This is a genomic window from Halomonas sp. DP5Y7-2 (assembly GCF_019802025.1).
GTDB lineage: Bacteria > Pseudomonadota > Gammaproteobacteria > Pseudomonadales > Halomonadaceae > Halomonas > Halomonas litopenaei_A.
The window spans coordinates 147,818-166,328 of the sequence record NZ_JAHVHY010000001.1 but is presented as its reverse complement, the minus strand read 5'-3'; the positions used below and the strand labels follow the sequence as shown (position 1 = coordinate 166,328).

Genomic DNA, 18,511 nt, shown 5'->3' with positions numbered 1-18,511 from the left:
TGCTTTTTATTCTGCCTATCGGTCTAGCAGGGATTTCCGTCCAGTTATCAGCTGCTTCGCCGTTCGGGGCCGGGCACTGGGCAGGGTGCGGCTGGCGACCAAAGCAAACTTTGATCATGCTCAATGAGGCCGTGGAGGGGGATGGGCGGGGATGAGCGGGGATGAGCGAGAATGAGCGTGAGCCCAGCGACGGCCCCACAAGCGTCACCCATATTGCGATGGCGATGGCCCGAAGAGCTCGTCCTTTTCGCTTGGCGCGTATTCCTCCTTTGGCCTGCGCAAGACCAGGATCGTCGGCACCGCTGAAAAGCATGACGATGCCGATGAAGTGGACGCATCAGATCGAGGATGTCGATCATGAACGAGACACTGACATGCGCCTGTGACCACGGCGATCCGTCGTGGGAGGCGCTGGAACGACAATGGGTGGAGTGGGGACGGCGAAACCCTGAGCAGGCGACATGGCTGCTGGCCAAGATGGACGAGCAGACATCGACGGGCGAACAGGGCCTGCAGGGAGCAACGCCGCCTGAAGATCTGGCGGCCGCAGGCCTGGGGCCTGACGGAGCGCCGCTGGTCGGCGCATCACCTGACGTCATGCCGCTGGCTCGTGTCGAGCTGAGCAACGGCAACACCATCGAGTTTGTCGGGGTGCGCGGTGACAGCAAGGAACCTGAAGTAGGCATGCGCGAGCTGGGACAGCTCGACCGTGCCACCGGCGCGACCTTCGCTGCCGAGAGGGACGTGACGGCGCTGGAACTTTATCTGCGACTTGCCCCCAAGGATGCCCCGGTACCCGACATGCTGCTGGAGCTGAATCCTGCGGTAGAGCGCAAGGCGTTCAAGCATCGTACGGTGGAGAGGGTCGAGGACGCCATCGAGGTGGACCTGGATGAACTGGGGATTGCGCCGGACATCGCTCGGGCCGGCCCCTCCTCGGGGGGCGGCCCCGGCCAGTCCTACTGCGTGCCCGGGGATGGCTATGACCTGTTTCGCAACCACAACTGCGAAACGGTGTCGTTTCCCAGTAACACCTGGTGGTGGTGCGATCCCGCTGCCCATTACTATCACCGGGATCGCTGGACCTCCAATCACAAGCGCCGCAACTCTGTCGGCGTCACCAGCGCATGCCACGGACCGGCAGCCACCCTGCACTATTACAAGAATGCCTTCGGCAACTGGAGGCACTTGCATACCTGGCATCTTGCTTCAGGGTACTGGCAGTGGACCCGTTACGAAGGCTTGTCCAAGCGTGATCGCTGGATTCGCCATCGCTGCGTGACCGGCGGCGGCAGCAGCTTTGTTCGCTGTGTCAGTTTCTTCTTCAACTGACGCCTTAGCCCCACAACGCTGGGCACCATCTAGGGTGTCCAGCGTCTTGCTGGCGGGCTTGTCCAAAGCCGACTTCGCTCACCATCAGGCTATCGGTTGTCGGTGCTCTGTGGTGTCCTCGCCGGTGGCGTCCGACTCCGGCAAGGCGCCCTGATTGATGCGGGCAATGGCGGCGGCGGCGCGCTCCAGGGCGGGAAGGCAGTCCAGAGCACGCTGGCGGTCCATACGCATGACCGGGGCCTGAATGGCCAATCCCACATTGGAGACCCCGGCCGGGTTCGGGGCAAGCACCGCGATGCACAGCAGACCTGGAAGAAACTCCTCATCATCGAAGGCGTAGCCGTCACGCTTGACCTGTTCGATTTCGGCTTCGATGGCATCGATGTCCGTCAGGGTGTTACGGGTGAAGGCCTCCAGGGTGGCATCGGCCAGCAGACGCCGTCGCTGGGATGCGCCCATCTGGGCCAGAAACAGCTTGCCGCTGGCAGAGCAGTGGGCCGGCACCCGTGAACCTGGATGCAGGTAGAAACGCAGCGGTGCAGAGGTCTCGACGCGATCCAGGTAGAGCACCTCGCTGCCGGACAAGGCGGTGATGTTACAGCTTTCTCCCACCTCCCTTACCAGCTCGGCCAGCACCCCGTGGCGAGCCCCCTGGACCGTGTCGTTCAGCAGCAGCGTTTCGGCCAGACGGCGTAGGCGAGAGCCCTTGCTGTAGTGACGGTTGTCTGCCTCCCGCTGCAACATGCCGGAGTTCTCCAGCTGCTGAAGCATGCGATGCAGCGTCGGCTTGGGCAGACCTGTTTCATCTACCAGGCTTTGCAGAGTGAAGTACTGGTCTTTTTCCGCGATGACCTCGAGCAGTGCCAGCAGGCGCTGAGCCGGGGTATCGCCTTCAATGATGCGCGTGTCGACGCCGAGTGTGGTCATGGCAGGCCTCCCTATGCCGTGAAGTTTATCTGTTTCTGAAAAGAACGCAATTCGTACCGTTTTTTGAAATTCGTGTTGACTCCTCACCACTCGGCGGCTACCTTTGCCTCAAGTTCTAGAAAACGGAACTTATCGTATCGAAAAGCTTGATTTGGCTATCCAGAGCCTCGAGCCAAGACACAGGCCGCCAAGGCCGCCAGCACCCATTCTGTTCCCTGGAGGAGCTCCATGAGTCACAACGACAACACCCAAAACCGCCAGGTTGTGAAGGGCAAGCAGAAGATGACGCCCTCGGAAGCCTTCGTCGAAACCCTCGTTGCCAACGACGTGACCGACATGTTCGGCATCATGGGCTCGGCCTTCATGGACGCCATGGATATCTTTGCCCCGGCCGGGATCCGCCTTATTCCGGTGGTGCACGAGCAGGGTGCCGCCCATATGGCTGACGGCTATGCTCGCGTTTCTGGACGCCACGGCGTGGTCATCGGCCAGAACGGTCCCGGTATTTCCAACTGCGTGACGGGCATCGCGGCGGCTTACTGGGCCCATAGCCCGGTGGTCATGATCACCCCGGAAACCGGCACCACCGGTATCGGCCTGGGCGGATTCCAGGAGTGCAACCAGCTGCCGATGTTCCAGGAGTTCACCAAGTACCAGGGCCATGTGACCCATCCTGCGCGCATGGCCGAGTACACCGGTCGCTGCTTCGATCGCGCCATGGCCGAAATTGGCCCGACCCAGCTGAATATTCCGCGGGACTATTTCTATGGCGAGATCGAGGCCGAGATTCCCGAGCCCCGGCGTATCGACCGCGGTCCCGGTGGCGCCCAGTCGCTGGACGAGGCGGCTGCACTGCTGGCCGAGGCCAAGTTCCCGGTAATCGTCTCCGGTGGCGGTGTGGTCATGGCCGACGCGGTGGAAGAGTGCAAGGCCCTGGCCGAGCGTCTTGGCGCACCGGTGGTCAACAGCTACCAGCACAACGACTCCTTCCCGGCCAGTCATCCGCAGTGGTGTGGTCCGCTCGGGTATCAGGGCTCCAAGGCGGGTATGAAGCTGATCTCCCAGGCTGACGTGGTGCTGGCCCTCGGCACTCGCCTTGGCCCGTTTGGCACCTTGCCGCAGCATGGCATGGACTACTGGCCCAAGGACGCCAAGATCATTCAGGTCGATGCCGATCACAAGATGCTGGGGCTGGTGAAGAAGATCTCCGTGGGCATTTGCGGCGATGCCAAGGCTGCTGCCATCGAGCTGAGCCAGCGCCTTGAAGGCCGCAACCTGGCCTGCGATGCGTCCAAGGACGAGCGCCTGGCCAAGATCAAGGCCGAGAAGGAAGCCTGGGAGAAAGAGCTCGACGAGTGGACCCACGAGCGTGATCCGTTCAGCCTGGATGCCATCGAAGAAGCCAAGGACGAGAAGCCTTTCTCCGGCGGCGAGTATCTGCATCCGCGTCAGGTCCTGCGTGAGCTGGAAAAGGCCATGCCGGAAGATGTCATGGTCTCCACCGATATCGGCAACATCAACTCGGTGGCCCACAGCTACCTGCGCTTCGAGAAGCCACGCAGCTTCTTTGCCCCCATGAGTTTTGGTAACTGCGGCTATGCGCTGCCCACTATCATCGGAGCCAAGACCGCTGCGCCTCATCGTCCGGCCATTGCCTACGCCGGTGACGGCGCCTGGGGCATGAGCCTGATGGAAACCATGACCGCCGTGCGGCACGGTATTCCGGTGACCGCCGTGGTGTTCCACAACCGCCAGTGGGGTGCCGAAAAGAAGAACCAGGTCGACTTCTACAACCGTCGCTTTGTCGCCGGTGAGCTCGACAACGAGAGCTTTGCCGAGATCGGCCGCGCCATGGGCGCCGAGGGTATCACCGTGGACCGCCTGGAAGATGTAGGCCCGGCCCTGAAGAAAGCGGTCGACATGCAGATGAATGAAGGCAAGACCTGCATCATCGAGATCATGTGTACCCGCGAGCTGGGCGACCCCTTCCGCCGCGACGCCTTGAAGAAGCCGGTCCGTCTGCTCGAGAAGTACCAGGACTACGTCTGATACCGGAGGCGGCGGACCCTGGAGTCTGATCGCCAAGCAAGACTCTCTCGTCCGGTATGACGACATTGCCCTGGCCTGGTGCCAGGGCTTTTTTTCATGTTCGTGATGCGCCACGACCGAGTCTGTCGACCCCTTTACCCCTGGGAGAGCGGTTGCGATGAAAGCGCTGAACCATATTCGTGAGATGGCCCGGCAGGACCCGAAACGCATCGTCTTGTGCGAAGGCGATGACCCCCGAGTGCTGAGGGCCGCCCTGACAGCGAGCGCGGCAGGCTACGCGCGCATTCAGCTGGTGGGCGAGCATAAGGTCATCCAGTCCCGGGCCGAAGCCGAAGGGCTTGAGCTGGATGCGATAGAGCTGATTGACCCCGCGGATTCCGAGCATACCGAGCGCCTGGTGGCGCTACTGTTGGAGCTGCGAGGGGCGAAGGGCATGACCCCTGAGGATGCCGCCACACGGGCGCGGGATCCGTTGATCTTTGCCAATCTGATGGTGCGCGCCGGGCTTGCCGACGGCAGCGTGGCTGGTGCCGTCCACACCACCGCCGATGTGGTTCGCGCCGCGATCCAGTTGATCGGCATGGCCCCTGGCGCCACCCTGGTATCCAGCTTCTTCTTGATGATGCTGTGCAAGGAGTTCCACAGCCTCAAGGGCGGCATGATCTTCTCTGACTGCGGCTTGGTGGTGGACCCGGATGCCGGGGCGCTGTCCGAGATCGCCATGGCGGCTGCCGATAGCGCCGAAGCCCTGCTGGATGAGCCGGCCAGGGTAGCGATGCTGTCCTTTTCTACCAGTGGCAGTGCCCATCATGCGGCGGTGGACAAGGTTGTCGAGGCGGCGCGTCGGGTCAAGCAGGCGCGCCCGAGCCTGGCCATCGATGAAGACGTGCAGCTCGATGCTGCCATCGTGGCGGAGATCGCCGAGCGCAAGTTGCCGGAGTCCAAGGTCAAGGGCAATGCCAATGTGCTGATCTTTCCAGACCTTGAGGCAGGCAACATCGGCTACAAGCTGGCGGAACGCATCGGTGGGGCCGAGGCCATCGGGCCGCTGCTGCAGGGACTGTCGCGGCCTGCCAACGACCTGTCGCGAGGCTGCAGTGAGCAAGATATCGTCAACGTCATTGCGGTGACCACCGTCCAGGCCCAGCGCCTGTCGGTAGCGTAAACGGTATGGGGACGGCCAAGGAGGGTAGATGACACTGGTTCCTGAGGGAATGGCGCTGTCCAGTCTTGCGGCGGTGGTAGCGATCACCTTGCTGGCCGGCTACCTGCACACCGTGGCTGGCTTTGGTATCGGCATGATCATCATCGGAGTGGCCAGCGGTCTGGAACTTGTCAGCGTTGCCACCCTGGTGGCCGTTGTCAGCCTGATTACCCTGGTCAACAGCGCCGTGGCGCTACCTGGCAAACTGCATCACCTGGATGGGCGCCACGTGCTGGCGCTGGGTCTTGGCATCGTACCGTCCATCGGACTTGGCGTGTGGGCGCTGAACTGGCTGAGCGTCAGCGCTGAAGCTCTACTGATGCTGATGCTGGGGGCACTGGTGTTTTACGGAGGTCTCAGCGTTGGCCTCAGGCCCCGTCCGCGCGCACAGGTCTCGGCTCCTGCCGGCTTCGCGGTCAGCGGTGCGATGACGGGTCTGCTGGGGGGCATGTTCGGCATGCCGGGGCCGCCGGTCATCTACCACTGCTACCGCCAGCCGTTGCCCCGCGAGACGATTCGTCTGCTGTTGATCGCGTGTTTCGCCATGACCTCCGGGGTGCGCACCCTGTATGTCGGTGCCGGCGGCGGGCTCGACGCTCAGGTGTGGCTGCTGGCGCTGTGGACTCTGCCAGCGGCGGCACTGGCCACCTGGGCAGGGCGCCGCTATCCACCACCCTGCAGTGCTGAACTGCTGCGACGGGTCGCGATGCTGACCTTGATGATCATCGGCACTGGGCTGGTGATCGATGGCGCCATGGCGCTATGGCAGTACTGAATCGATGCCAGAGCTTTGCCCTGAGCCGACGGCATCCATACATCTATCGAATGCATCTGGAGCTGGCCTGTGAGAGCCAATATAGAAGAGGCGCCGCTGGGGGTGCTGTGCCTGGATTCGTCCTTTACCAAGCCCCTGGGACACCTGCGCCATCCCGATAGCTTCCGCCATCCGGTGCGCTACCGCGTGCTCGAGGGCGTTGATATTCCCAGGCTGCTGCACGCGCCCGGCGACGCCTTGCGCGACCTGTTGCTTGAGCAGGCACGGCAGCTGGAAGCGGAGGGGGTGTGCGCCATTGCGGGCAGCTGCGGCTTCATGGCGAGGTATCAGGATCAGGTCGCCGAGGCAGTGTCGGTGCCGGTGGTGCTCTCCAGCCTGACCTTGTTGCCCTGGCTTGCCGTCGTGCACGGGGGCCTTGGGCGGGTGGGGGTGCTGACGGCCGACGCAGGGGCATTGAAGGCGCAACATTTCCTGGGAGCGGGCTGGCAGGGGGCTCTTCCCGCGCTTGAAGGTCTCCAGGACGGGAGCGAGTTTCGGCAGGTGATCCTTGAGGGACAGCGTGATGATCTCGACATGGCGGCGATGGCGGAAGAGGTCGCGACTGCCACACGACGGCTGATGCGCAAGACCACGCTGGATGCCATCGTGCTTGAGTGCACGGACCTGAGCGCCTTTGCGGACGTGGTGCGCCGGGAGGCGCGCTGCCCGGTCTACGATATTGTCCCGGCGCTCGATCTGATCATTCGGGCCTGTGGCGGCAGCAGGTGAATATGCTTAGCCCGGTGTGCACCGTTCAGGCACGCCACGGTGTCCCTGCTCAGGCGTGAAGGGGCGTCAGGGCGCGCTTATGCCAGTGGGCCAGCCCCTTCTCGAGATAGGGCAGGAAGCGCTGGCATTGACGGGAGCTTGGATGAAAGCGCGGGGTGATGATGGCGATCTCCAGGTCGATGGCCGGCTCGAAGGGCACGATGGCCACGTCACAGTCCTGGCGCAGCAGGAAGCCCGCGGCAGAAACCGGGTCCACCAGCGCATGACCGATGCCAGCGCGCACCAGGCTGATGGCAGACGGAAACAGGTGTGTCTCGGCGGCGACATGCCAGCGGGCATCGGCCTGGCGTAGTGCCTGCTTCAGCTTGAGCGTGCTCTGGTGGTGCTCGTCCAGGGTGATCAGCGGCATCCCGTCAAGGTCCTTGGCCCCGACCACGGTGGCGCTAGCCAATGGGCTGTTCGCCGGTACCGCCAGATGCATGCGCAGGGTCAGATGCTTGACCTCCAGGTCACTGAGATCATCCTGACGTTCAATGACGCCCACATCGAATTGGCCTTCGGCCACCCAGTCGCGAATCTTGCCTGAGCTGAAGGTCTGCAGGGACAGCCGCGTATCGGGAAAGTCACTGAGATAGTCCGCCATGATCTGGGGCAGGGCGCTCGGTGAGAGCCCCGGCATGCAGCCGACAATCAGCTTGCCGGCGCGGCCCTGGCGCAGACCTTCGGCCAGTTCGTCCAGATGTGACACCGACGCCAGCACCCTGTCGACGCCCTCCATCAGGTAGCGAGCCTCCGGCGTCAGCTCGGTGCCGTAGTTATTGCGACGGAACAGTAGAAAGCCGGCCTCCTGCTCCAGGTTGGCGATGGCGGAGCTCACCGCCGGCTGGCTGAGATCGAGTCGTCGTGCGGCCTTGCTGAGACTGCCGGTGTGCACGACCTCGCGAAATATCTGCAGCTGACGAAGAGGGTAGCGCAGCTTCATTCAGGGACTCCTGGGTAGGGTGGTGGAGGACAGGCTTCGCCGCGATGTGGCATGGGCCGATGTGGCTTCGCTTGTACTGCTGTCTGCGGTGGTGTCTGCGGTGCTGTCTGGGTCGTCGTTCGCGGCGACATGCTTTGGGCTCTTCCGCGGGAGGCGAGGGCCGCTAAAGCGCACGCGATATGGTATAAGTTTTATCTATAGGTTCATAGGTAGATCAAAGTTGTTTTTATGACAAGGGTCGTCGAAGCTGACACCACCCCCCTACAACCATAACGAGGGTAGTTGCATGAATCCGATCGACCTCTGCGGACTGCTGCTGTACTTCGCGATACTGATCTACATCGGCTATCGCAGTGCCAAGAAAGTCTCTGACAGCGCTGACTTTGCGGTTGCCGGCAACAAGATCATCTGGCCGGTATTGTTCGCCACCTTGGCGGCGTCCTTTCTTGGTGGCGGTGCCTCAATGGGCCGTGCCGGCAAGTCCTTTGATGAAGGCTATGCCTTCATGTTCGCCGCTTCTGCGTTTCCCATTGCCACGGTGCTTGCCGGACTGTTTATCGCGCCCAGGCTCAAGCGCTACGTCAATGCCCATACGGTTGGCGACATCATGGCCCAGCACTTTGGCGCCAGTGCTCGCCTGTTTACCGGGATCTTCTCGCTGGTGTTCTGCGTCGGCATTCTAGGGGCTCAGGCCCTGGCCGTGGGCACCGTGTTCAACGCCATACTCGGCATCGACGTTGCCACTGGTATCTTGATCGGCATGGCCGTGGTGCTGGTGTATTCCACCATCGGTGGAATGTGGGCGGTCATCCAGACCGATGTAGTGCAATTTCTGATGTTGGCGATCTTCCTGCCGGTCACCATGCTGATTGGGCTGCATGACCTGGGGGGACCTCAGGCATTGATCGAGCGCCTGCCGGAGGGCCACTTCAGCCTGATGGGTGACTATTCGCTGGGCATGTTCCTGTCGATCTTCATTGCCTTCCTGCTGGGCGAAACGCTGGTTCCCCCCTACACCCAGCGAGCCCTGTCGGCGCCGGACTCCCGCCATGCACGGATCGGCTATTCGGTGGCCGGTGGCTTCGGTTTCCTGTTCTATCTGGTCAGTGCCACCATCGGGCTGGTGGCGTTGGTGCTCTATCCAACGATCTCACCTGATCAGGCCATGCCGACGCTGATTCGTGACGCCCTGCCGGTGGGCATTACGGGGCTGGTACTGGCATCGCTATTGGCGGTGGTGATGTCGACCGCCGACTCCTACCTGAACTCCGCCGCAGTGATCTTCGTCAGTGATATCTACAAGCCCTTCATCGAGCCCACGGTCAGTGAGCAGAAGCGGCTGTGGATCGAGCGTCTGGTCAACCTGTTGATCGGCCTGGGTGCGGTAGTGTTCGCTCTGTACGCGACCTCGATCATCGATGCGCTGCTGCTCAGCTATGCGCTGTGGGCGCCGACCATTCTGCTGCCGTTCGTGTTCGCCGTGCTGTTCAACTTGCGCTGCACCCGCTCAGGTGTGGCGGCGATGCTGGCGGGCGCGACGGTCACGATCCTGTGGAAGTGGGGGCCCTTTGACCTGCAGGCGGCTACTGGCTTGACCGCTCTGATCGCCGGTGTCATCGCCAATGTCTCGGTGTTTGTACTGGTCTACCAGCTGTTCCGTTCGGCTCCCGATGCTCCCGTCGTCGCCAAGACTCAATAAAGGAGACTCCCATGACCCTGTACGCTCTTGCCCTGTATGCCGTCAGTGCCGTCAGCATCCTTACCGCGGTAGGGGTGGGGATCGCCTCCTGGCGCTTCTACCGCGATAACTGAATCCCCGCTATCCACGCTACGCGCGTCCGGCCTGAACCACGGGCCGGACGTCAGTGTCCCCAAGGAGACATTGCATGAACACCATCGCCGTTGTGGGGGCAGGCATTGTCGGTCTGGCCGTGACGAGATCGCTCGTTGACGCCGGCTACCAGGTGCAGCTCTTCGATCCGGGAGCACCGGGGGAGGGCACCTCCCTTGGCAATGCAGGACTGATTGCCAACTACGCGACCTCGCCCATGGCCAATATCGAGACCTTGAAGGCCCTGCCCAGGGAGCTGGTCCGGCGTGACGCATCGTTATCGATTGATCCCCGCTATCTGTCGCGGTTGGCCAGTTTTGGGCCGCGTTTTATCCAGGCCGCCACACCCTCCCGCTTTGCCCGCCACAAGGCGGATCTGGTGGCGCTGATACAGGACGCCGTCGAGGCGCAACACCGCTTGCTCGAATCGCTTGACGCACCGGGCCTGTACGCGGATACCGGCTGCCTGCAGCTGGCGTATCGTGGGGATGCGCTGTCTCGGTCGCTCGAGGCCTCAGCTGAGGCCAAGCGGGCCGATGGCGTCGACTGTCGCGCGCTGACGGCCGCTGACGTTCGCGACCTGGAGCCTGAGCTCAGCCCTGAGCGCCTGGAAGGTGCCTTGTTCTTCCCCTCCACACGTCACCTGAAGGACCCCTTGGCCGTCAGTCGCACGCTGTGGCGCCGACTGGAGCGCGCCGGTGCGGTATTGCACCGTGCGCGCATCGAGGGACTGGCGCCTTGTGTCGATGGCGGGTGGCGTCTGGTCAGTACGCTGGGGGAGCACCATGCCGATCAGGTGGTCATGTGCGCGGGCATGGCTAACCAGGCGTTGATGAAGTGGCTGGGGATGTCGCTGCCGGTGGTCAGCGAGCGTGGTTACCACGTGCGGCTCGACACGTCGGTATCGCTGACACGACCTGCGGGCTGGCTGGCCCACCATTTTTACGCCACACCGATGGAGGGCGGTATGCGCCTGGCGGGCACCACCGAGTTTACCGCGCCGGAACGGCGTGCCGACCAGCGCCGCTGGGACCGCCTGAAGGGATGGGGAGACGCGATGTTCGGTCGCTCTCTGACGCTGAGCGAGCGCTGGATGGGCGTTCGTCATTCCACCCCGGATGGTTTGCCGGTGGTCGGTCCCGTGGCCGGCAGGGAAGGGCTGTATCTGGCCTACGGGCACGCTCACCTGGGGTTGACCCTGTCCGCCCAGACCGGTGAGTTGATCCGCGCTATGATCGATGGCAGCCCGCTGCCTGACTACGCACAACGGCTGTCGCCGGCGCGTTTTACTGGGTTGCGACGAGCGAGCTGAGAGGAGAGGGCCGAGTAGAGATGGCCGAGAACAGAGGGCCGAGAAGAGAGGATGCCGACTAGCCGCTGGTGCCTGTCCCCCAAGACTAATACCGCCGCTTCGACAGCATCAGCTCCACCACGTCATCCAGCAGGGTATTGTCCAGGGTCTGACCGATGTCGATGACTCGGTGTCTCGGATAGTAGGGGCTCAGGTCGAGACCGACGCCGAGGCCAACGATATCGATGGGGCCGGAACGACGACCGTTGCCGCCGCTGTACGTCGCCACCACCGAGCGCAGGTGGTGGTCGAGGTAGTGACGATCGTTGGCCAGGTTGGTGGCGCTATCCGAGGGGCTGCCGTCGGAGATCACGACCAGCAGGCGGCGGTTGACGTCGGCGCTCATCAGCCGCTGACAGGCCCATTGCACGGCTTCGCCGTCGATCCCTTCCTTGTAGATATCGGCCTTGAGCAGGGCCGCCAGTCCCAGCCGGGCGCGGCGCCAGGGCTGGCTGGCGTCCTTGATGATCAGATGGCGTGCCTCGTTGAGGCGTCCCGGGGCCGCGGGTCTGCCTGACCTGAGCCAGTCCCGTTGGGCACGGCCCCCATTCCAGGCGCCGGTGGTGAAGCCCAGCACCTCGCTGCTTACCCCCGCCATGTCCAGCGCCCGGGCCAATAGCTCCACCAGGGTGGCGATGGCTTCACCGTGGACCTTCATGGAACCGGAGCAGTCGATCAGCAGGCTGACTTGAGCATCGCTGACGGGTCGATGGCGTTCGCGGAGAAAGACGCGGCGCTCCTGGGGCGATGTCACGATCTGCGATAGTCGGCGCCCGTCGATCACGCCGCTTTCTTCGCCGTCGTTCCAGCCATCTCTCTCCACCACCGACAGATGACGCCGAAAGGCTCGTGCCAGTCGGCGCACGTTGACCTTCTGGGCGGCGAGCCGCTGATCCAGACGGTCGCGGTACTCCACCAGCAGCGCGTGCCGGACCAGGCTGTCGGCACGCCTTTCGCTGTCATAAGCCGTGGTGAAGGCGCGGTAGCGGTTGGCGTCATCCTCCAGTAGACGGCTTTGCCCGCTGAGCGCGACCGGGATCTCCTCCTCCAGGTCATCTTCACTGTCCAGCAGCAGGGCCAGGGCACGGCGAGGATCCTTGTCCTCCTGCTCGCGATCCTGCTGAGGCTCAAAGCCTTCCAGCTGGGCAGCTATCCAATCGGCGATGGCGTGGGCGTGACGCTGGAAGGCCGCTTGATCGTGACGCTCGCGTCGCAGTCCCGCCAGGGCGTGGCCGAGGGCCGGTACGATATTGGCCCGGGTGGCCTCCAGCATGTCCTCGAACGCTTCCAGCATCGGTGCCGCCATCAGCCGCGAGCGACTGATTTGGATCACGCAGAACAGCAAGAGTCCGAGGGCGGTTTCGGTGAATTGTGCGTGATGGTAGTCCAGCGACCACTGTCGAAAGCGCTGTTCGAGGTTGCTCGCCATGCCCGGTGCCCCGGGGCCCAGCAAGGCTTCCACGCGGCACTGCTCCAGCCAGTCGTAGATCAGCCGTGGTTCGGGCTCTGCTGGCCGTAGGTGCTGGTGAAGCGCGTCGTCGCTGAAGCGCTCGCGCAGGGCCAGGGCATCGCTGACCGCGCGATAGCCCGTAATCGACAGGCAGTCATCGGCAAGCTTGAGGTGAGGGGCCCGCAGGGGGACTCGTCGTTGCCCGTGGTAGAGACGACGGCTGGCGTAGAACCAGCGGCTGTCGCCGGTGTGGGCTCGCAGTACCGCCGCCTCGATGTCTTCGAGATATTGCTGGCGCCGTGTTCTGGCCAAGGCGCTGGCGTGGGTCGCATCGCCTGGGGTCGTCATGATGCTTCACTGCCACCGTCGCCACTGGCGATGGACTCACTCAGTTCCTCATCGAAGCAGCGTTGGTAGAACTCCGCGACCAGGGCGCGTTCGTGCTCGTCGCACTTGTTGAGAAACGACAGGCGAAATGCCAGCGCAGGATCGCGGAATATCTCGCAGTTCTCGGCCCAGGTAATCACCGTGCGTGGCGACATCAACGTCGACAGGTCGCCGTTGGCGAAGCCCTTTCGGGTGAGTTCGGCCACCGCCACCATGGCGTCGACATGGCGCCGGCCACGCTCGTTGTCCTTGCTCGGCACCCTGGCGAGCACGATGTTCACTTCCTCGTCCCGCGGCAGATAGTCGAGCTTGGCGACAATGTTCCAGCGATCTACCTGGGCGTGGTTGAGCAGCTGGGTACCTTGATAAAGGCCGTCCTGGTTGCCCAGGCCCACGGTATTGGCGGTGGCGAACAGGCGAAACATCGGGTGTGGACGGATGACCCGGTTCTGATCGACCAGGGTGAACTGGCCATCGCGCTCGAGGATGCGCTGGATGACGAACATGACGTCGGGTCTGCCCGCGTCGTACTCATCGAAGATCAGGGCGACCGGCCGTTGAAGTGACCAGGGCACGATGCCCTCCTGGAATTCTGTGACCTGCACGCCGTCTCGGATCACGATGGCGTCCTTGCCCACCAGGTCGAGGCGACTGATGTGACCGTCCAGGTTGACGCGCACGCAGGGCCAGTTGAGGCGCGCCGCGACCTGCTCGATATGCGTCGACTTGCCGGTGCCATGAAGCCCTTGAACCATCACCCGACGGTTGCGGGTAAAGCCCGCCAGGATCGCCAGGGTCACGTCCGGGTTGAAGCGGTAGGCCTCATCCATGGCGGGCACATGATCGTCTCGCTGCGTGAACACCGGCACCTTGAGGTCCGAATCGATACCGAAGATCTCCCGGGCGCTGTGCCATTGCTGGGCGGGGAGGCTGTCATCGAGCAGGGAATGGGCATCGGCCATGGTCGTGTGTCCTGGTGCGCTGCTGTGAAAGTGATGACACTATAGACGTGTTTTAAAAAATAACGCAAATTGTATCGAAAAATGAGATTTCAATGGATTCTGGCTACCCAAGGATGAGTGGGGCGCCGTGAACGAGGGGGAGAAGCACATGCGGGATGTGATCGTGGTGGGTGGAGGCGTCATCGGCATGATGAGTGCCTGGCGTCTGGCACAAGCCTGCCTGACGGTGACGCTGGTAGAGCGGGGTCGTTGTGCCGGAGAGGCTTCCTGGGCCGGTGGTGGCATCGTTTCGCCGCTGTATCCATGGCGCTACAGCGCGCCTGTCTCTGCGCTGTCAGCGTTGTCTGAAGGCGTCTACCCGGCGCTGTGCCGCCAGCTATATGACGAGACCGGGGTCGACCCGCAGTTCACCCGGCATGGCCTGTTGTATCTCGCGGTGGACGATGCCGAGGACGCGCGACAGTGGGCGCAGCGCTTCGGCAAGCCATTGGAGGACATCGACGCCGATGCCATTTGCGGCCTCGAGCCAGGGCTCGCCGAGACCGATTGGCTGCGTCGGCAGCAGGGCGGGTTGTGGATGCCCACACTCGGCAGCTTGCGCAACCCGCGCCTGGGGCGTGCCCTGCGCGCGCGGCTGGAACGGGATCGTCGGGTCGAAGTCCGGGAGGATTGTGAGGTCATTGGATTCAGGCGTCGAGGCGATGACGTGGTCGGGGTAGAGACCGTGCAGGGTCGCATCGATGGGGGGCGCATACTGGTCTGTGGTGGAGCATGGAGCGGCGAACTGCTGCGGCGAGCCGGGGTTGGCCTGGCAGTCAACCCGGTCAAGGGACAGATGATGGTGCTCAAGCCCCCTTATGGTACTCGACCGCTCTCACGGGTGGTGCTGGCGGATGGGCGTTACCTGATCCCACGTCAGGATGGACGCATTCTGGTGGGGTCCACCCTGGAGCACCAAGGCTTCGACAAGACCACCACCAGCGCGGCACGAGTATCGCTGTATCGCAGTGCGGTGCGGCTGTTGCCAGCGCTTTCCAGGGCCAGTATCGAGCATCACTGGGCCGGCCTGCGACCTGGCTCCCCTGGCGGCATTCCTTTTATCGGGGAGGTGCCTGGCTGGGCTGGACTCCACGTCAATGCCGGCCATTTCCGCAATGGTCTGGTGCTGGCGCCCGCGGCGGCTCGACTCGGCGTGGAGTTGCTGTTGGGTGAGCGACCCTGCGTGGACCCGGCACCCTATCGGCTTGGGCACGACGCACACCATGTGCAGGATTCGGCGTCACCCGCAGGGCTGGCCCAATCGACAGCGAGCAACTGGTGCTAAGGGACGAGCGCTCGGGGCCTTTAGGCTCGGGGGTAGACGAGGCCAAGAGGGCCTCGCCAACACAATAACGATACTGCTCTAGGCGCTCAGTCGCGCTGTGAACAACAAGGAGAACCTCCATGAGCCAACCCGACGCCCAGTTTCTCGCCGATTTCGCCGATGCGCTCAACCGTCACGATATCGACGCGGTGATGTCGATGATGACCGACGATTGCGAATTCCATGCCGTGGCTGGCCCAGAACTGCTGGGCAAGACCTTTCATGGTCAGGAGCAGGTTCGCGCTGGACTCAGGGCGGCCTGGGAAAATGCCCCGGATGCCCAGTGGCTTGACGGGGTGCATCAGGTGATTGGAGATCGCGGCTACAGCGAGAGCACCTACTGTGGGACCACGGCCGATGGTATGCGCTCCGAGGCTCGCATGATCGATGCCTTTACCTTCCGCGACGGCAAGATTGCGGTGAAGAATGCCTTCCGCAAGCAGCGGCCGGCCACGCCGACTCGTCAGGGCTGAGGGTACCCCATTCGCGATCCGGGAGGAGCGACATGCTGGAGCTAAAGACCGCGGAGCAGCGAGCGTTGGATGCCACCGGCCAGGGGCCGCTGCAAGGCAAAGGTGCGGCGACGTCTGCGCGCGCCCCTTATGATCCTGCCTATGACCCGCTGACGGCGAAGCAGGTGGGTACCGGCTGTGACTATGCGCCCACTTACTGGGTCGCCACCGCCGGCGAGCCACCTGCCGACGACGGCCCCATTGAGTGCGATACCGATGCCGACGTGGTCATCGTTGGCTCGGGTTTCACGGGGCTGACCGCGGCGATCTTCCTGGCGGAGCGCTATGGCATCAAGGCCACGGTACTGGAAGCCAATCGGGTGAGCTGGGGCTGCAGCACGCGCAACGGTGGCCAGGCTCAGTGCGCCTCAGGGCGCCTCAAGCGCTCCCAGTGGATTGCACGTTACGGTCTCGATACGGCGCTCAAGCTGCATCGGGAATGCGTCGAGGGCATGCAGACGTTCAAGTCCCTGATCGCCGACATTGACTGCGATCCACAGCCCGGCGGGCATCTGTATATCGCCCACAAGGATCGGATGATGCCGGGCCTGGAGAAAGAGGCGCGACTGCTGCGGGACACCTTCGACTACGATGCGCGGATCATCGATGGCGGCACCGTCAAGCGTGAGTGGGTGGGGGACAGTGAGGCGGCAGGCGCCATGCATGAGCCTGAGGGCATCGGTATTCATGCGGCAAAGCTGGCCTTTGGTTACCACCGCAAGGCACGTGCTCTGGGCGTCAAGGTACACCCGGCAAGTCCGGTTCTGGGCTGGGAGACCCGCGGCGACACGCACTACCTGCGCACACCGGGCGGTCTGGTCAAGGCGCGGGCGGTCGGGATTGCCACCGGGGGCTATATCACCGGTCAGCTCCACCGTTCGCTGCATAATCGGCTGCTGCCGATCCTGTCGAATTCCATGGTCACTCGCCCATTGACGTCCGACGAGATCGAGGCGACCGGGTTTCGCACGCGCCAGGTGCTCACCGACACGCGTATCCTGCGCCATTACTACCGACTGTTGCCCGACAATAGGGTGCAGATTGGCAGTCGCAGCGCGATTTCAGGTCGTGATGCGCCGAAAGAACGCTACGCCGCCATGCTCAAGGCCGATCTTGAGCGCAAGTTTCCGGCGCTGGCCGGTATCGAGATCGACTACTCCTGGTGGGGCTGGGTCGATGTCAGCCACGACATGATGCCGCGGATTCACCAGCCTGATCCCCGGGAAAGCGTGTACTACGCTCTCGGTTACGGTGGAAATGGGGTGATGTACTCGGCCCAGGCCGGCAAGCGGCTGGCACAGTGGATCGCAGGTGAGGGCGCTACCCTGGAGTTGCCGATCTTTACGTCCAAGCTTCCGTTTCCCAATCTGAGAGAGCGCATCGAGTCGCAGGCGTTTGCCCCTTTCCGTCGCGCTGGCCAGCGTTTTCTCTACCGCTACTACTACGTCAAGGATGAATTGCTATGACGACATTCGGCGACGCCGGTACCACGCTCTTGTAACGTGCGCTGTTGCCTCGCTGGGTCAAGGGAGCCAGGCCGTGCCCATCGGGACGGCCTGGACGTCGTTGTGATGTGGGGCGGCGGACTCGCCATCCCGTTCGCTCTAGAGTGGTCGGACGCGTAAGGCGTCGAACCCTCAATGCTCTGGCGGCAGCTGCTTGTCGAGCCGCTGCAGAAAGGCCGTTTGTACCGGCGTCAGCTCCCCTTCGCGCCAGGCCACCTCCGTGACCAGACTGTGTTGCACGCCTTCCAGGGGCACCATGGTTACCCCCTTGCGCAGGTAGTTGCTGGCGCACTCCAGATGCACGGTGACGCCAAAGTCGCAGGCCACAAAGGCGAAGATCGTCTCACTGTTGAAGGTTTCCTGCGCCACCTTGGGCTCAAATCCCGCCTCGCGGCAGATCAACTCGAGCTTTTGACGGAAGTGGTGCCACATGCTGTGTGCGCCGAGAATGAACGGCTCGTGGGCGAGCTCCTCCAGGCGGATACTCCGGCGCTGTGCCAGAGGATGATGCTCGCTGACCGCAGCAATGAAGCGGTCGCGCTGGATAGGACGTGAGCACAGGCCTGGGGTCAGTACAGGCCCGGTGACGAAGCCGAAATCCAGATGGCAATCCGTCAGATCCTGTAGCTGTGATGCCGTTGAACCAAAGTGCAGGTCAAAGTGGATATCCGGGTGCAGTCGGCGAAAGTCATCCAGCAATGCCGGCAGTTCCCCGGTGATGGCAAAGTCGGTGTAGCCAATGGCAAGGCGTCCCAGCTCCCCCCGTCCCGCTCGCTGTGTCTTGAGCACCGCCTCGTCCAGATGGCGCAGGATTTGGCGACTCTCCTCCAGCATGACGCGTCCGGGCTCGGTCAACCTGACCTGGCGGTTGTTGCGTAGCAGCAGGGTCTCGCCGATGGCCTCTTCCAGCTGAGCAATGGTGCGGCTGAGAGCAGGCTGTGCAACGTTGAGCCGCTCAGCGGCATGACGAAAGTGCAGGCAGTCAGCCACGGCGACAAAAGCGGAGAGATGGCGAAGTTCTATGCGCATTGATGCCTCATCGGTATCGCATGAAACCTAATTGATATTATACGAGCAACGACGGTGGTCCTAGGCTGAGAACATCCGCTTCAC

General features: G+C 63.1%; 15 protein-coding genes. 10 read left to right on the top strand and 5 right to left on the bottom strand.

Annotated features, from left to right (window positions below; translation table 11 throughout):
- The first annotated feature begins 357 nt into the window (after positions 1 to 357).
- Entirely contained in the window at positions 358 to 1,332 is a 975-nt protein-coding gene (locus KUW18_RS00710; RefSeq protein WP_222560568.1) for a hypothetical protein, read from the top strand.
- Positions 1,333 to 1,416: 84 nt separating this feature from the next.
- On the opposite strand, the gene KUW18_RS00705 is transcribed toward KUW18_RS00710, so the two are convergent.
- Positions 1,417 to 2,259, bottom strand: coding sequence for an IclR family transcriptional regulator (locus KUW18_RS00705; RefSeq protein ID WP_206942826.1), 843 nt, complete (start codon positions 2,257 to 2,259; stop codon positions 1,417 to 1,419).
- A gap of 228 nt (positions 2,260 to 2,487) precedes the next feature.
- Here KUW18_RS00705 and xsc point away from each other — a divergent pair, with 228 nt between their 5' ends.
- From xsc to KUW18_RS00685, 4 genes are all read left to right on the top strand, one after another.
- Positions 2,488 to 4,308 carry a sulfoacetaldehyde acetyltransferase gene (gene xsc / locus KUW18_RS00700; protein ID WP_261317295.1) on the top strand — a complete coding sequence of 607 codons (1,821 nt, stop codon included), beginning with the start codon at positions 2,488 to 2,490 and terminating at the stop codon, positions 4,306 to 4,308.
- A gap of 157 nt (positions 4,309 to 4,465) precedes the next feature.
- The gene (gene pta / locus KUW18_RS00695) at positions 4,466 to 5,473 is read left to right on the top strand and encodes a phosphate acetyltransferase (protein ID WP_206942823.1); all 1,008 of its coding nucleotides are present in this window, start codon (positions 4,466 to 4,468) and stop codon (positions 5,471 to 5,473) included.
- A 28-nt stretch (positions 5,474 to 5,501) separates the two neighbouring features.
- Positions 5,502 to 6,287, top strand: a complete 786-nt coding sequence (locus KUW18_RS00690) for a TSUP family transporter (protein WP_222485592.1) — start codon at positions 5,502 to 5,504, stop codon at positions 6,285 to 6,287.
- A 69-nt stretch (positions 6,288 to 6,356) separates the two neighbouring features.
- Positions 6,357 to 7,055 carry an aspartate/glutamate racemase family protein gene (locus tag KUW18_RS00685; RefSeq protein ID WP_222560567.1) on the top strand — a complete coding sequence of 233 codons (699 nt, stop codon included), beginning with the start codon at positions 6,357 to 6,359 and terminating at the stop codon, positions 7,053 to 7,055.
- 49 nt (positions 7,056 to 7,104) lie between these two features.
- On the opposite strand, the gene KUW18_RS00680 is transcribed toward KUW18_RS00685, so the two are convergent.
- Entirely contained in the window at positions 7,105 to 8,037 is a 933-nt protein-coding gene (locus KUW18_RS00680) for a LysR family transcriptional regulator (protein ID WP_222560566.1), read from the bottom strand.
- 286 nt (positions 8,038 to 8,323) lie between these two features.
- On the opposite strand from KUW18_RS00680, the gene KUW18_RS00675 reads away from it, so the two are divergent.
- Both KUW18_RS00675 and KUW18_RS00670 read left to right on the top strand, forming a co-directional pair.
- Positions 8,324 to 9,736 carry a sodium:solute symporter gene (locus tag KUW18_RS00675; RefSeq protein WP_222560565.1) on the top strand — a complete coding sequence of 471 codons (1,413 nt, stop codon included), beginning with the start codon at positions 8,324 to 8,326 and terminating at the stop codon, positions 9,734 to 9,736.
- 187 nt (positions 9,737 to 9,923) lie between these two features.
- Complete coding sequence (locus tag KUW18_RS00670) at positions 9,924 to 11,180, top strand: NAD(P)/FAD-dependent oxidoreductase (protein WP_222560564.1); 1,257 nt, start codon at positions 9,924 to 9,926, stop codon at positions 11,178 to 11,180.
- An 85-nt stretch (positions 11,181 to 11,265) separates the two neighbouring features.
- Here KUW18_RS00670 and KUW18_RS00665 read toward each other — a convergent pair whose 3' ends face one another.
- Together KUW18_RS00665 and KUW18_RS00660 are read right to left on the bottom strand one after the other, a co-directional pair.
- Entirely contained in the window at positions 11,266 to 13,017 is a 1,752-nt protein-coding gene (locus tag KUW18_RS00665) for a cobaltochelatase CobT-related protein (protein WP_206942810.1), read from the bottom strand.
- Positions 13,014 to 14,018 (bottom strand): AAA family ATPase, encoded by a 1,005-nt coding sequence (locus KUW18_RS00660; RefSeq protein ID WP_222560563.1) that lies wholly within the window; start codon positions 14,016 to 14,018, stop codon positions 13,014 to 13,016. The genes KUW18_RS00665 and KUW18_RS00660 overlap by 4 nt, the downstream gene beginning before the upstream one ends.
- A gap of 148 nt (positions 14,019 to 14,166) precedes the next feature.
- On the opposite strand from KUW18_RS00660, the gene thiO reads away from it, so the two are divergent.
- From thiO to KUW18_RS00645, 3 genes are all read left to right on the top strand, one after another.
- Complete coding sequence (gene thiO / locus KUW18_RS00655) at positions 14,167 to 15,342, top strand: glycine oxidase ThiO (RefSeq protein WP_222560562.1); 1,176 nt, start codon at positions 14,167 to 14,169, stop codon at positions 15,340 to 15,342.
- A gap of 119 nt (positions 15,343 to 15,461) precedes the next feature.
- Positions 15,462 to 15,854 (top strand): nuclear transport factor 2 family protein, encoded by a 393-nt coding sequence (locus KUW18_RS00650; RefSeq protein ID WP_222237375.1) that lies wholly within the window; start codon positions 15,462 to 15,464, stop codon positions 15,852 to 15,854.
- Positions 15,855 to 15,886: 32 nt separating this feature from the next.
- On the top strand, positions 15,887 to 17,359 hold the full coding sequence (locus KUW18_RS00645; protein WP_222560561.1) for an NAD(P)/FAD-dependent oxidoreductase: 1,473 nt from the start codon (positions 15,887 to 15,889) through the stop codon (positions 17,357 to 17,359).
- A 171-nt stretch (positions 17,360 to 17,530) separates the two neighbouring features.
- Here KUW18_RS00645 and KUW18_RS00640 read toward each other — a convergent pair whose 3' ends face one another.
- The gene (locus KUW18_RS00640; RefSeq protein WP_206942799.1) at positions 17,531 to 18,427 is read right to left on the bottom strand and encodes a LysR family transcriptional regulator; all 897 of its coding nucleotides are present in this window, start codon (positions 18,425 to 18,427) and stop codon (positions 17,531 to 17,533) included.
- Positions 18,428 to 18,511: the final 84 nt, after the last annotated feature.